The organism is Flammeovirga kamogawensis, from assembly GCF_018736065.1.
Taxonomy (GTDB): domain Bacteria; phylum Bacteroidota; class Bacteroidia; order Cytophagales; family Flammeovirgaceae; genus Flammeovirga; species Flammeovirga kamogawensis.
Window position 1 is genome coordinate 751,197 of the sequence record NZ_CP076129.1, and the last position, 14,724, is coordinate 765,920.

At 31.5% G+C, this 14,724-nt stretch carries 11 protein-coding genes; 9 read left to right on the forward strand and 2 right to left on the reverse strand.

Annotation, left to right across the window (positions count from 1 at the left end; translation table 11 throughout):
- Nucleotides 1–160 precede the first annotated feature (160 nt).
- The 4 genes from KM029_RS21620 to KM029_RS21635 all read left to right on the forward strand — a co-directional run bounded on the left by KM029_RS21620 (nt 161) and on the right by KM029_RS21635 (nt 4,855).
- A complete protein-coding gene (locus tag KM029_RS21620; protein ID WP_144075891.1) occupies nt 161–1,285 on the forward strand; it encodes a sensor histidine kinase in 1,125 nt (374 codons plus the stop codon).
- Nucleotides 1,282–1,965, forward strand: coding sequence for a LytR/AlgR family response regulator transcription factor (locus KM029_RS21625; RefSeq protein ID WP_205125509.1), 684 nt, complete (start codon nt 1,282–1,284; stop codon nt 1,963–1,965). The genes KM029_RS21620 and KM029_RS21625 overlap by 4 nt, the downstream gene beginning before the upstream one ends.
- Before the next feature lie 153 nt (nt 1,966–2,118).
- Complete coding sequence (locus tag KM029_RS21630; RefSeq protein WP_144075893.1) at nt 2,119–3,393, forward strand: efflux RND transporter periplasmic adaptor subunit; 1,275 nt, start codon at nt 2,119–2,121, stop codon at nt 3,391–3,393.
- Between the two features lie 7 nt (nt 3,394–3,400).
- Entirely contained in the window at nt 3,401–4,855 is a 1,455-nt protein-coding gene (locus KM029_RS21635; protein WP_144075894.1) for a TolC family protein, read from the forward strand.
- Between the two features lie 6 nt (nt 4,856–4,861).
- Here KM029_RS21635 and KM029_RS21640 read toward each other — a convergent pair whose 3' ends face one another.
- Nucleotides 4,862–5,224, reverse strand: coding sequence for a hypothetical protein (locus KM029_RS21640; RefSeq protein WP_144075895.1), 363 nt, complete (start codon nt 5,222–5,224; stop codon nt 4,862–4,864).
- 397 nt (nt 5,225–5,621) lie between these two features.
- Here KM029_RS21640 and KM029_RS21645 point away from each other — a divergent pair, with 397 nt between their 5' ends.
- From KM029_RS21645 to KM029_RS21665, 5 genes are read left to right on the forward strand one after another with little or no spacing between them, the layout of a single operon-like run.
- Nucleotides 5,622–6,314, forward strand: a complete 693-nt coding sequence (locus KM029_RS21645) for an ABC transporter ATP-binding protein (protein ID WP_144075896.1) — start codon at nt 5,622–5,624, stop codon at nt 6,312–6,314.
- A gap of 4 nt (nt 6,315–6,318) precedes the next feature.
- The gene (locus KM029_RS21650; protein WP_144075897.1) at nt 6,319–7,569 is read left to right on the forward strand and encodes an ABC transporter permease; all 1,251 of its coding nucleotides are present in this window, start codon (nt 6,319–6,321) and stop codon (nt 7,567–7,569) included.
- Nucleotides 7,569–8,759, forward strand: a complete 1,191-nt coding sequence (locus KM029_RS21655) for an ABC transporter permease (RefSeq protein ID WP_144075898.1) — start codon at nt 7,569–7,571, stop codon at nt 8,757–8,759. The genes KM029_RS21650 and KM029_RS21655 overlap by 1 nt, the downstream gene beginning before the upstream one ends.
- Before the next feature lie 26 nt (nt 8,760–8,785).
- A complete protein-coding gene (locus tag KM029_RS21660) occupies nt 8,786–10,192 on the forward strand; it encodes a sigma-54-dependent transcriptional regulator (RefSeq protein ID WP_144075899.1) in 1,407 nt (468 codons plus the stop codon).
- Complete coding sequence (locus tag KM029_RS21665; RefSeq protein ID WP_144075900.1) at nt 10,179–11,480, forward strand: sensor histidine kinase; 1,302 nt, start codon at nt 10,179–10,181, stop codon at nt 11,478–11,480. Before KM029_RS21660 ends, KM029_RS21665 begins: the two co-directional genes overlap by 14 nt.
- Before the next feature lie 99 nt (nt 11,481–11,579).
- Here KM029_RS21665 and KM029_RS21670 read toward each other — a convergent pair whose 3' ends face one another.
- Complete coding sequence (locus KM029_RS21670; protein WP_144075901.1) at nt 11,580–14,684, reverse strand: chondroitinase-B domain-containing protein; 3,105 nt, start codon at nt 14,682–14,684, stop codon at nt 11,580–11,582.
- Between the last annotated feature and the right edge of the window lie 40 nt (nt 14,685–14,724).

Below are 14,724 nucleotides of genomic sequence, written 5' to 3' on the forward strand. Positions count from 1 at the left end.
TCTCATTTAGTGAGGATGGTTTTTTGTTTTCATCAACCAAAATTAGAATTATTGCAGCTTGTAGTTTACTTTTAGTATTCCATTCAATTGTTCATCACTAAAAAACAGGTGTTCAAATAAAAAAATTGGCAGACTTTCTACTGGACTCTAGTTTTGAAGTATGAAAAATAAAAAACTATTAAAATATGGCACTTCTTTAGGAATTGGAACTGCTGTTATGGCACTCGTATTCTCTCTACTTTATGTACTAGACATTATTATTATACCTATTAATGATGTTGATGAAGTACTTTTAGTTTTCTGTGGTTGGACTATTGCAGCAGCAGTAATTACACATAATTTCCACTATCTAAAAACACAGAAACCTCTATTTATTAAGCTATTGGGCTTATTTTCTTTCTTTGTTTTCACTTTAGTATATGATGAAAACTCCAATATGGTAGACAATCCAATAACCATTGGTTTATTAATTACTTTTTGGGTTTTAGTTGTTGCTGTACTTCTTCCTAAATTCTTCCATAAGTACAAATACTACTTTTTACCAATTTATGGATTAGTGCTACTTTACTTTTCTTATATAAGGTTTCAACCCAATTATAATAGTGCAAATAACGAAGACTCTTTCGAGCTTCTTGCCTTCACTATTCCTATTTTGATAATACTTTGGGTATACGAACAGTGGAAATGGGTAAAATCTTTAAAAAGTGAAAAATCACAGGCAGAACTACAATTATTAAAAAGTCAGATTAACCCTCACTTCTTCTTTAATACTCTAAATAACTTGTATGGACTAACGGTAGAAAAGTCTGATAAAGCTCCAGAAGTTGTTTTACTTTTAAGTGATATGATGCGTTATACGATCTATCAAGGTAAGGAAGATGTTGTGCCTATTCAAGATGAAATTAAGTACTTAGAAAACTATATTGAATTACACAGAATAAGATATCAAAAAAACGTACAAATACATTTTATCAATTCAATAATTTCTGAGTATAAAATCTCTCCTCTCCTCTTCATTATACTTTTAGAAAATGCCTTTAAACATGGTGTAGAGACCTTAGTAGAAAATGCCTTTATCTTTATTGAAATTACAGAAGAAGATGGATATATTAATTTTGTTATTGAAAATAATTATGATAAATCACTAACAGATCAACAACAACGTGGAATTGGATTAGATAACCTAAAACAACGTCTAGACCTTATCTATCCACAGAAATATACCTATAAAGAAGAAATTAGTGTTGATATTTACAAAGCAAAATTAACGTTACAACTATCATGAAATATATAATTATAGACGATGAACCTATTGCACATAGAATTATTGAAAGTTATTGTGATAAAACTCCTTATATGGAAAAAGTAGGCAATGCTTATGATGCGTTTGATGCACTAGAACTGTTACAAAACACTACTACAGATCTAATTTTTTTAGATATTAATATGCCTAAAATGAATGGGTTTGAAATGTTGAGAACACTTACTCAAAAACCAAATGTTATTGTTACTTCTGCCTATCAAGAATATGCTGTTGAAGGCTTTGAACTAAATGTAGTAGATTACCTTCTGAAACCGTTCAGTTTTCCTAGGTTTTTATCTGCAGTCAATAAAATTGATTTAGAAAAGAAGACTGCTAAAGAGGATGATAAAATAGATAGGTTCTTTATTAAAGTTGATAAGAAACTTGTTGGTGTAAATATAAAAGATGTTTTATACATAGAGGCTTGTGGTAATTATATCAAGTTACATCAAAAAGATAAAGTATTAGTTTCTCACCAAAAGCTTTCTTTTTTTGAAGAAATGCTCACAGAAAAACACCCCTTCATACGGGTACATAAATCATTTTTAGTCAATACAGATCATATAGAATTAATGGAAGGTAATTACCTAAAATTACTTGAACATCAAGTTCCTGTTGGACAAAAATACAAGAAAGAAGTTATTGAGAAACTACATATATAGTTTTTAACCACAAACATAAATAGTGCTCCATAACGGGGCACTTTGTTATTTATTCTTACAATTTGATCTAATATAACTAGCACGCATACACACCTTAAACAACTGAAATAGTGAGTATTAATTAACTTAGGTTTACTTTTCTCTATATAAAAGATGAATCAACTAAATCATCTTTCAATTATGGATAAAGTAATATCTCAAAAAGAATTAAAAAAAAACCGACTTAAAAAGTACAGTAAAGGAACCGTAATTTTCTTATTAATAGTATGTAGCTTTTTATTTATAAATAAGTACCTCACCAAATCTGTTGATAAAGATGATATAACTATAAGTGTTGTCGAAAAAGGTGATGTGGCATTAACTATTATGGGTTCAGGGCAAGTAGAACCTACAATACAAAAAGCAATTACTTCACCATTTGCCTCTTTTATAGAAGCAACCTCTACAAGCATTGGCCAAGAGGTAAAAAGTACACAATCGTTATTATCAATTAATATAGCTGCTGCAAAGTATACCCTTTCGTCTTTAGTAGATGAAGCTGCAATTAAACGTGTTGAAATCAATAAAACCAAACTACGCCTCTCTAAAGAATTATTCAATTTAAAAAAGGAAGTAGAAATAAATTCTCTTCAATTAGAAAGTAAAAAAGAAGCCTTAAAAGGTGAAGAAAAGTTACTTTCTATTGGAGGTTCTACTGAAGAAAAAGTGCAATTAGCAAAAACACAGCTCGCTATAGAAGAACTTAAACAAGACCAATTACAACACGATTTAAAAATCAGAGAGCAATTTATAAAACAAGAAATAATTACATTAGAATATGCACTTTCTATTCAGCTGAAAAATATAAAAGAACAGGAACGAAAATTAGAAAAGGCTACCGCAAAAGCAGGTATTGATGGTGTTATCACTTATATAAATGATAAAGTTGGGGCTTCTGTTGCCGAAGGTGAAGTGTTAGCCAGGGTAGCCAATATGGATCATTTTAGAATAAAAGGAAAAGTTTCTGAACAGTATGTATCTATCCTTTCTGTGGGAATGGATGTTATTGGAAGAACATCTAAAGGTAAATACAATGGTACAATTAGTAGCATTTCTCCATCGTCTAAGAATGGAATGATAACGTTATATGTTACCCTAAACAAAAATGAAGATTTGAAAGATTTAAGGCCAGAAATGGTGATGGATCTGCAAATAATTAAGGAGCAACATAAAAACACACTTAGAGTTAAAAACAGAGGTGCTTTTAAAGGAAAATTAAATGAAGATCTATTCTTAATTACAGGGAATCAAGCTAGAAAAGTAAATGTGAAAACTGGATTTAGAAATACCCATTGGGTAGAGATTACATCAGTTTTGCAAGAAGGGGACTCCATAATAATCTCTCCTACAAATAAATTTGAAAACGCTTCATTTGTTGACATTAAATAGACTAATCATGAAAAATTTACAACTATTATTTTTACTATTTATTGTAAACAATGCTTTTGCTCAAAAGGTACTAACATTACAACAAACTATAGATTTAGCTCAATTAAATTCTAATTATGTACAGATAGCAAATCAAAAATTAGAAATACAAAGAGCAGATTTTAAAGCATTTTCAACCGAACTTAAACCACAATTAGAATTGAAAGGTAGCCCTGCCTCTTACAGCAAAAATTACAATCCGATCACTCAGCCAGATGGTGGGATAATTTACCAACCTGTAGAGCAAAATAATGTGAGCATGCAATTAAATTTAACCCAACAAGTGGCCGCTACCGGAGGGGCGTTTTTTGTAGGCAGCCAACTAAACAGGTACGACGATTTCCAAAATTCATTTCACCAATACCAAGCACAACCTTTGTACATTGGTTATTCACAACCCATTTTTAAATACAATGAGCTAAAATGGTCTAAAAAACTCGCTCCTCTTCAACTTCAAGAAGCAGAAAAACAGTTTATAGAAGACATGGAGTTTATTGCAGTTCAAGCTACACAGTATTATTTTGAGGTACTTTCTGCACAATGGAATGCAAATATTGCACAACAAAATGTAACGGACAACAAGAAAATTGAGCGTATTACAAAAGAAAAATTATTACTTGGTAAGGCCAGTGAAAGTGAAGTATTACAAATAGAATTGAATGTAATTTCTGCCGAACAAACATTTGCAAGTGCTGTATTAAATTATAGATCCGCAATGCGAACTTTAATCAATTACTTACAAATTGATGCTAGTGTAGAAGATAATATTACTTTGATTGTTCCGTCAGAATTTCAGTTAGAAAGTGTGGACACTCAAATAGCTTGGAACAAAGCTCAAGGTAACAGAAAAGACTTTATCACTTTCCATAAAAAATTAGTTGATGGACAACGATTGATTGAACAAGCAAAAAGGGAAAACCGTTTTCAAGCAAATATTGATGTTGCTTTTGGGGTGAGTAACCAATCCGAACAAATTGGCAATGCATATCAAAATACAATCCAATCACAACGTGTAAATGTAACCTTAGCTGTTCCAATTTTAGATTGGGGACGTGCAAAAGCTAAAATCCATTCTGCCAATCAAAATTATAAATTAACGCAAAATCAAATAGCTCAAGATAAACTAGATTTTCATAGAGAGGTTATTAATGCTAGCGAACAATTAGAGACAATGGCCAAACAAGTAAAATTTATCAAAAGAGCAGATGAAGTGGCACAGAAAAAATACTCAATTGCATTGCAACGATATGAGTTAGGAGATCTTAGTATTCGAGAATTAGTTTGGTCTACAGATGAAAAAGATCAAGCTAAAAATGCATATCTCAATACACTAAAATCGTATTGGATAAGTTATTTTCAGTTGAGAACAATTACACTTTATGATTTTGAAAATGAAACAAATATTAAGTACACCATTAATTAGTTTAGTCTATTTATCAGCTTCATTCTCTTTATTTATTAGGCCTGATAAATCCATAGAGCTACTCCAATTTTGCTGGTCTGTTGGTATTATTTGTTTCACTTTATAAAGATAGTTTTTCTTAGTAACAGCATCCGTAAATAGTAATTCATATGTAATTGTCTCCACTCCTTTCTTTAAGGTTGTACTTTTTTTAACACGTACTTTATTCTCTTCAAGAAAAATTTTAGTGGTTTCGCTATAATCAAAAAACTTGGTGGCATTAAGTTTTAAAGTAGCACCTTTAATTGCTTTAAAATCTTTATTCATATTTTCTTTCCAATTGATCAATTCACTTTTTAGAATAGAAATATAAGGAATTAATCTTTTCATCTTATACTCAGTTCTTGAGCTTTGTAATAATAATTTATAAGTGATTCTTTATAGATGAAGTAACCAATAGAAAGTTTTAAATAGTTGACTGCTACGCACAAGGAACAAAAGGTCTATTTTTAATATTGAATAACTAGATAAATGGTGTGGTAAGCGTATTAAAAAAGCCCTTTTAACAAACTGCTTCAAAACGGAACACTTTGTCAAAAACTGAATCAAAAACTCTTTAAGTTAAAAAGAAAAATAATACTGTAAACATCTTAAAATCAGCTGATTAATATTAAACGTATGGTTTTTTCAATAGTAATATTGAAATTTGTAAAGAAGGAAAATATCGCAGTCTTTTCAAATTCAAAAATCGTTTTCTACTAGTGTCAAAAAAATTAAAACGAAAGCAATGATAACATTACAAAACATCAGTAAAGTATTTAAAACAGATGCCATAGAAACTTGGGCATTAGAAAACATCTCCCTCACAATAGACAAAGGTGAATTTATTTCTATTATGGGTCCTTCGGGATGTGGAAAATCTACTCTATTAAGCATTATGGGCTTATTAGATTTACCTAGTGAAGGCACTATTTCTATTAATGGAAATAACCCACTTACTTTAAAAGACAAGCAACTAGCTAAATTTAGAAACGAACATTTAGGCTTTGTTTTTCAATCTTTCCATTTAATTAATGATTTAAGTGTAAGAGACAATGTAGCAATGCCTCTCCTCTACCGTAAAGTATCATCTAAAGAAACAAAGCAACGTGTAGAAGCCGCTTTAGAAAAAGTTGGTTTAACCCATAGAATGGATCACAAACCTTCTCAACTATCTGGAGGACAACGTCAAAGAGTAGCCATTGCAAGAGCAATTGTTGGTAATCCATCAATAATTTTTGCTGATGAACCTACAGGTAATTTAGATTCTGTAATGGGTGATGAAGTAATGCAAATGCTCTTAAAATTAAATGAAGAAGGAGCTACTATTATTATGGTTACTCATGATGAACAACAAGCCAAATTGACAGATCGTATTATTAGAGTTTTTGATGGGCGACAAGTATCTGTGCAACCTCAAAATAAACTAGAAACTGTTTAGCACTATGAAAACTTACTTAAAACTAGCATGGCACTCTTTATTAAAGAATCCATTCTTCTCTTTTATTATTCTATTTGGCATAAGTATTACTATTATGGTAGTTCTATTTGTTGGCTCATTACTTGATACAGGATATGGAAGCCACGGAGTATATAAAAATATAGATAGAATATTAATTGCACCTCAGCTGACTGTAAAAAGAACCGGAAAAAAAGGCATCTCTAATTCTGGTTTTAGCTATAAAGCTTATAAAGACCATATTTCTAAAATGACAACACCAATAGTAATGGGTGTTACAAAAAATCAGTGGAGAAATAACCTATATTATAAAGACCTTTCTCTGTCAAAAATAAGCTGTAAAAGTATTGATGAGAATTTTACTAAAATATTTCCTTTGGAATTTATCATCGGAAGACCTTTTACTAAAGAGGATTTAGATGAACGCAGAAAAGTAGTAATAATTACGGAGGGTATTGCTGAAAGTCTATTTAATAAAGAAGAAGATGCCTTAGGTAAAAAAATTAAAACCAGTTCTGAGGTATACGAAATAGTGGGTGTAGTTAAAAATGTAAACGAAATGCGTAGGCAAGCTGGTGCAGATATCTATATACCATTAAACATTTACTTAAAAGAGAATGAAGATTGGCATGTCTTTCTAGGTAGTAGTACCATTTTTATGAAGTTTGATGACAAAGAAGATATGATTGCTGGGCAGGAAGAATTCCAGCAAATAATGAATAGCATGCCTATTGATAGTCAAAAGAATGAAGAAAAACTAAGTGCTAAAATCTTAACTGAAAAAGGTTGGTTAATTGATAATATGCTCGATATAGAAGAAGAAAAATTGTTCTATGTTTATTTAAGTCTAATTGCCTTTTTTGTAATGTTTATTCCTGCATTAAGCTTGATTAATTTAAATATTACAAGAACTTCTGAACGTACTGCAGAAATGGGTATTCGAAAAGCTTTTGGTGCTTCATCAACTGATTTATTCAAACAACTAATTATTGAAAATGTATTTACAACTTTTATAGGAGGAGTAATTGGAACAATTCTAACCTTCTTTGTTATCTACCTTTTTAACACCTATAATTTGATAGGTTTTGGTAATAACTATGATCTAGAAATTAATTTTACTTTGCTCATATATGGTGTATTCTGCACGTTGTTTTTTAGTATTCTTTCTGGTTTTTATCCAGCCCTAAAAATTGCAAATTTTGGAATTATTCATTCACTTAAAAACGATAAACAATAATGTTAAAGCATTTACTAAATATACTCTGGGTAAGAAAAAGAAAAAATTCTTTAATGGTTATTGAAATTGGCTTTTCATTTGTCATTTTATTTTTACTGTTTTCTTTATTGGTTGAAAAGCTAGAAAACTATTCGCGTGATACTGGATTTTCTACTGAAAATATTATGATTCTCAATTTAGACAATCAAAATATTTTTGAAGAATTTAAAGACAAAGCTTTTGTAGACAACTTGTATACTTCTTTATTTCAAGCAATTAGATCAAATAATGAAGTAATAGATGTAACAGAAATGGATTATGCACACCCTTATGGAAATAGTAGAAATACAACAAGACTTGAATTTAAGAATGGCATTAAATTTTATCCAACAGAACAGCGTTTTAGACCTTCTGCAGTTAATTTCCTCGATTTAAATTTTGTAAAAGGTAGAGCTTTTCTAACTGAAGATGCACATGGTAGTAAAGAACCTATTATTGTAAACCAGCTTTTTTATGAACGCTTGGTTCCTTACATCAATCAAGACGATTCTTTCATTTCAGAAGAGCAAGAATATCAAATTGTTGGTGTTATTGATAACTATAATTTTTCTAATGATTTTGATGATCAACTTGACATAGTTATTAAAAATGCAAGTTTTCTTAGTTGGATGAAAGATGATCATCAGGATAAAATTTTCATTAAAACTAAAAATGATCCTCGAAAAATTGAAGTACAATTAGTAAATCAACTTGAGAAAATCAATCCAAAATTAAAAATAAATGCAGGCTATTTTGATAGTGCACAATCCGACAAGAATAATAATGAAATTCTACCTTTATTTCTGATATCTTTTGTTTCTCTATTTTTAGTAATCAATATAGCACTTGGTCTTTATGGTGTATTATGGTTCAATATTACTAAAAGAAAAAGTGAAATTGGTATTCGCAGAGCAATGGGGGCTTCTACTCAGGATATCTTCAAACAAATATTTTCTGAAGTAGCCTTACTTTTTATAATAGGTATTCTTCTGGGCAGTGTTATTGCCATTCAATTTCCCTTATTAGGTACATTTAATTTTAGTAATACAGAGTATTTAATGGGAGCTTTATTATCTTTAGGTTTCGTGCTTTTAATTACAATTGCATGTGGTTATTATCCTAGTAAATTAGCAACTAAGATAACTCCTCTAGAAGCCTTACATGAATTATAAAGTATATAACATCCAATTCAACCAAAATGACTAAGACACAATACATACTAATTATAGACGACGACGAAGCCGTAAGAAAATCAATAGGTTTGTTTTTAAAAATGAGTGGTTTTAAACCTTTACTGGCTGCGACACCAAAAGAGGGTTTAGCGCTTTTGTCTGAATTTAAATTCTCTTGTGTTTTACTCGATATGAATTTCAAGGTAGAAACCACTGGAGACGAAGGACTTTCTACTTTACAAAAAATTAAAAAAATACAACCCGATTTACCTGTAGTTTTATTTACCGGTTGGGGTAATATGCAATTGGCAATTGAAGGCATGAAACTTGGAGCTGCTGATTTCATCAATAAGCCTTGGGAAAATGAACACCTTTTAAAATGCATTAAAGATGCTATAACAGTAAAAAAGAACAGTAATAAAGTACAACTGCCAGAAAAATCACTTTCTCGAAAAAAGTTAGAACAAGAATACAACATCGCTAACATTATTGGGCAAGATCCTCAACTACTAAAAGTTTTAGAAACTGTAGGAAGAGTGGCAAAAACCAATGCCCCAATTTTAATAATGGGAGAAAGTGGAACAGGCAAAGAATTAATTGCAGAAGCAGTACACAACAATAGTCCTAGAACAGACCACGAGTTTGTAAAAGTAAATCTTGGTGGTATTTCTCAATCTTTGTTCGAATCTGAAATGTTTGGGCATAAAAAAGGTTCATTTACAGGAGCTCATACAGATAGAGAAGGGCGTTTTAGTATTGCTGATAAAGGGAGTATCTTTTTAGATGAAATGGGAGAATTGGATTTATCTTCTCAGGTGAAATTATTAAGAGTATTACAAGAAAGAAAGTTTGAACCACTCGGCACTTCTAAAACGCAATCGGCAGACTTTAGAGTCATTTCTGCCACTAATAAAATATTACCTGATTTAGTTAGAGAAAATAAATTTAGAGAAGACCTTTTCTTTAGAATTAACTTAATTACTGTTGTACTACCTCCATTAAGAGAAAGAAAAGGAGATATTCCATTACTTGCAGATCATTTTCTAAAATTGCTAGAAACATCTTATGGTATTACGGGAAAATCTTTTGCTCCAGAAACATTAAAGTGGTTACAAAAACAACCATTAAAAGGTAATATTAGAGAGTTGAAAAATTGGGTAGAAAGTTCTGTTTTAATGAGCACAAATGATGTTTTACAGATCAATGATTTTGAAAATAATCCTACCAATATTCATGCATTCCAAAACGATGAGATAAAAAAAGAAGTTGTTCCTAACGGTATGACTTTAGAAGAAATGGAAATCATAATGATTAAAAATGCTTTAAATGATAACCGTTTCAAAATTGCCCCATCCGCTAAACAATTGGGAATTTCAAGAAATGCATTGTACAGAAAAGTAGAAAAATATAATATTACAGATGCTCAAGATTGAAAATAGTTTATTGGTACTACTTATTATAAGTACACTTTTAGGTATTACCTACCCAATACGTTTAGAACACCCTCTGTTATTTATTATTGCAGAGGTAGTTTCTGTAATTTCTACTTTATGGATTATTCGTTTGTATTTCTTTGTAAGCAGACCTTTAAAGGAACTTGGTAACGCCATTAATTTATTATCAAACAATGATTTCCAATCGAGGTTACTGCCAACTCCTCACCCCGTTGTAAATAAACTGGTTGTTGTTTTTAATAAGATGATAAACCAACTACATAAAGAAAGAGTAGAACAAAGAGAGCAAAGTTACTTTTTAGAGCATCTATTAAAAGCAACTCCCCATGGTATTGTAGTACTTGATTATGATCAAAAAGTAATTCAAACAAATCCAACAATTCTACATATCTTAGAATTAAAGTTTAATGCTTTAAAAAATAAACGTTTTATAGATATTGAACATCCGTTAATTTCAGAAATCAATCAACTTGCACTAAATCAGGTTAAAGATATCCAACTTTCTGGGGGACGTAGATATCGTTGTCAGAAATCATCTTTTATATTTCAAGGTTTTCAACAACAATTTATAATTGTTCAGGATCTATATTTAGACGATATAAAAAAAGAAAAACAAGCCTATAGTAAAGTAATTAGAATGATGAGCCATGAGGTAAATAATTCTGTTGGAGCAATGAACTCCTACTTAGATACTTTAAAATTATTTTCTCCTGCAGATGAAGAGTTAAAAACGGATTACCTAGAGGCTTTAAGTATTGTAAAGGATAGAAACTCTGCAATGGCTGAGTTTATGAAAAATTTTGCTTCTGTAGTAAAAATACCTGAGCCTAATTTAGAGAATGTAAACTTGATAAAAATACTTCAAGATCTTTTAGAAATCTATCATTCAGACTTTAAAAATAATCACATTCAGGTGCTTGATAAATTCCCCAAAGAGTTAGCTGTTATTGCTGATAAAAGTTTATTAGAACAGCTTTTTATCAATATTTTCAAGAATGCAAAAGAAGCACTTTTAGAGGTAGATCAAACAGACCGTACATTGGAAATTTCTTTTAATGAAGAGACTAAGAAATTAGTAATATGGAACTCAGGTCCAAAAATTTCAAAAGAAACGGAAGAAAAATTATTCACTCCTTTTTATAGCAGTAAACCAACTGGGCAAGGCATTGGTCTAATGATCTGTCGAGATATTCTGTTAAAACATAAATGGGATTTTAGGCTTTTTAGTGGCAAGAAAGAAGGAGTTACTTTTGAAATTAGTTTCTAAAAAAAGCCTATCTTTCTGTTCAAGCACGTGTATTAAAACAGGTATTTTTATTTATTGACTTGAAAGAAAGATAGGCTTATTGTTGCCGTTAAGCTAAGATTATTCGAGTATTATCTTTTTGACATTAAAAGTTTCTCCGTCTAAAATGCGAACAAAATAAATACCTGAATTTAACCCTTTCACATCAACAGTAACTGTTTTTTGATTTGTGAAATTTGTAATTAATACTTGCTCTCCAATACTGTTAAAAACCTCTATTGTACCGCTATCTACTAAACCTTTGATAGAGAATAAATCCTTAACAGGGTTTGGATAAACAACATAATTAAGTTGTTCTTCTAGAGTTAGACCATTACTAGTTAATAACTGAGCGGTAACAGTAATTACAGTTTCATCAGTTAAATCTCCATCTTCTGTAGTTACAGTAATTGTTACTGTTCCTTCACTTAGTGCTGTAACCAAACCACTGTCACTCACTGTTGCAATAGCAGGATCACTAGATGTATATGAAATTGATTTATTATCAGCATTTAGAGGTAATACTTCTGCAGTCAATTGTAATTCACTACCTTCTTCAAGCGAAGATGTTTCTGGTGTTAAAGTTACTCCTGATACAGAAATAGTTGTTGTTTCATCACCATTGCCTTCCTCTTCTTCTTCTTCCTCTTCCTCTTCTTCTTCAGTATTGTTAGGGTCCTCCTCTTCTTCCTCTTCTTCTTCAACTTCTTCCTCTTGTTCAGTAGCAAAAACACTAAATTCCTGTAAACTAATCCATGATCCAGAATAAGTGGCTGCTCCTGTTACTGTAATTCTAACATATCTAGCTGATACACTCTCAAATTTATTGATGATAGGTACATCGACTGTTCCTGGAAGTGTGTTTTCAGTTTGATCTATAATTTCAACAAAAGGACCATTTTCTTCACTTGCGATTTCAACAGTAAATTGATAATCTCTGTCTTTATGGCAAATAAGTTCTGTGCTTTCTATCTCTAAAATACTTCCTAAATCTATAGTTGCAGATTGCGGATAATCAGCAACAGACCATCTTGTATCTACATCTCCATCTACTAAGTTGGCTACTACATTTGTTCCATCTACTGCACCAGAAGTAGTAATTACCTTTTCAAGAGCAACATTTTCACCTGTAGAAGTCGCTATCACTTCAACTTCTACTGTATCTGTAAAGTCTCCATCTTCAGACGTAACTGTAATTATAGCTGTTCCCTCACCAATAGCTACTACTTCACCAGTCTCCGTTACTGTTGCAACTTCTGGATTATTACTACTAAAAAGTACATTTTTATTTGTAGCATCTTCTGGTAAAAGTGATGTATTTAATTGTAAAACTCCTTCTACTACTAAAACAGAAGTTTCTGGAGTAACACTTATACTAGTCACATTAATTGGAGCTACATATTTACTTTGCGTTAAAAGAATTGTCTTATCATCAAGTCCAGCTCCTTTAAGTACAAAATTTCCCGTTCTTTCAACGTCAGCAGTATGACCAGACGCTGTAACTTCTATTGTAGCATTACCAGAACCAGACATTGGAGTAATAGTTACCCAGTCCAATTCTTCTTCAATAGACCAATCAATATTTGATGTAATTGAAGCTGTTATTGTTTCTCCATCTCCAGAAAATAATCCAATATTCGAGACAATTAAATAATCTCCTACAGCTCCACAAGCTGGTAGTTTCACGCCTTCTGCATCAATAAAACATGCTCCAACTTCTGCACCAACTTGGCTATCTGTAATAGGCTGATATAGTTTAGATCCAATACCTCCTACTACTTCATGTGCACCTACATCAAGGTCATCATTTGGACGTGCAAGACCAGTAACATCTGTGTTTACAATTTCTTGATACACACTTCCAGCTGCATCAACAACACTACTATTTGTCAGTGGTTTATAAATTGATCCATCTGCCGAAAATTCTACATCATCTTCAGTAATTCCATCATCTGTAATACCAATTGTTGCACCACCAAAAATATTTCCTTCGTAGACCATACCTGATCCAGTACCATCAATATCGCCAGAAATAATGCTTCCATTTTCACTGTAAATAAGGTTGTAAGCAATAACACCTACGGGATCGTATGAACTTCTATCATTAAAGAAAATTGGGTCATCAGACGCGTAAATTGTATTGTGAGCAATAGTTACATTATCTACATTTTGATAACCACTACTAGAGCCACCAGAAGATGCACCACCTCCAACAAGTGTAATACCGTTGTTCCAAACATCATTGGTATTGCTAAGTCCTTGCATATAATTATTAATAATTACATGGTCTCTATCACTTATACGAATACCTCCAGATTTTTCTTTCCCTTCTCCTAAGAAAAAGTTGCCTTCAACATGAGCTCCCGCTCCATGTCTTAATACCAAAGAACCTCTACATTTTCTGAATGTATTGCGTAGAAACATATTCTTTGCACTTTTATTTGTGATGATTTCATTCTCGCCATCTGCTTCTTGAAAATAGTTACCTTCTACAAGTACATTTGCTTCTACAGATTGAAAAGAACTTACTCCAATTCTGATTGCTTCACAATCACCCGAGTTGGTAGTGAATTCATCTTTAGGAGTGATATTATAGAAGTAATTATTACGAATAATATGATTAGGGTTTAATCCTTCCGAATAATATAACTCTACAAGAATACATGCTCCAGCGCTCTTTTTATTCACAAAAGAACAATTTTCTATAACATTGTCTTCTCCGTGAAGTACTACCCATCTACTTTTACCTGGAGCTTCTGTATAAAGGTCGTCAAAAGCACAATTTCTGAGGGTACAATTTTTACCAAAATCACTATTTGAGCCACTTCTTCTGAACTCAATATGATCACTGGCTCCTTCACCACCTTTCCAATAAAAGCCATCTACTATTAGATAACTTCCAAAAAAATTGACCTTAGATGTTCCTGTGAAAATCACTCCTCCCGGTGTTTCAGCCTTAACAAGAATTGGATTACTTGCTGTACCGACCTGTCCTGTAAACTTAATATTCTGATCTGAGTATGTACCATCTTTCCAAATTACTACATCTCCAGCTTCTAAGACAAGTTCATTAAATTCTTCATCAGAACTAACGTTATATGTTTCAGAATGTGCATTTAAAAAAGGCAATAGCATGCCAAGGCTAAGCAAAATATAAAATTTTCCTAGAAAGTATTTGTTAATCATTACTGTGTTGTTTGTAAAATAATACCTGTTTTTTTGGTTA

Excerpts from the sequence above, each read along its gene's own strand:
- KM029_RS21620 (WP_144075891.1), top strand. The coding sequence starts at position 161 with ATGAAAAATAAAAAACTATTAAAATATGGCACTTCTTTAGGAATTGGA.
- KM029_RS21625 (WP_205125509.1), top strand. The coding sequence starts at position 1,282 with ATGAAATATATAATTATAGACGATGAACCTATTGCACATAGAATTATT.
- KM029_RS21630 (WP_144075893.1), top strand. The coding sequence starts at position 2,119 with ATGAATCAACTAAATCATCTTTCAATTATGGATAAAGTAATATCTCAA.
- KM029_RS21635 (WP_144075894.1), top strand. The coding sequence starts at position 3,401 with ATGAAAAATTTACAACTATTATTTTTACTATTTATTGTAAACAATGCT.
- KM029_RS21640 (WP_144075895.1), bottom strand. The coding sequence starts at position 5,224 with ATGAAAAGATTAATTCCTTATATTTCTATTCTAAAAAGTGAATTGATC.
- KM029_RS21645 (WP_144075896.1), top strand. The coding sequence starts at position 5,622 with ATGATAACATTACAAAACATCAGTAAAGTATTTAAAACAGATGCCATA.
- KM029_RS21650 (WP_144075897.1), top strand. The coding sequence starts at position 6,319 with ATGAAAACTTACTTAAAACTAGCATGGCACTCTTTATTAAAGAATCCA.
- KM029_RS21655 (WP_144075898.1), top strand. The coding sequence starts at position 7,569 with ATGTTAAAGCATTTACTAAATATACTCTGGGTAAGAAAAAGAAAAAAT.
- KM029_RS21660 (WP_144075899.1), top strand. The coding sequence starts at position 8,786 with ATGACTAAGACACAATACATACTAATTATAGACGACGACGAAGCCGTA.
- KM029_RS21665 (WP_144075900.1), top strand. The coding sequence starts at position 10,179 with ATGCTCAAGATTGAAAATAGTTTATTGGTACTACTTATTATAAGTACA.
- KM029_RS21670 (WP_144075901.1), bottom strand. The coding sequence starts at position 14,684 with ATGATTAACAAATACTTTCTAGGAAAATTTTATATTTTGCTTAGCCTT.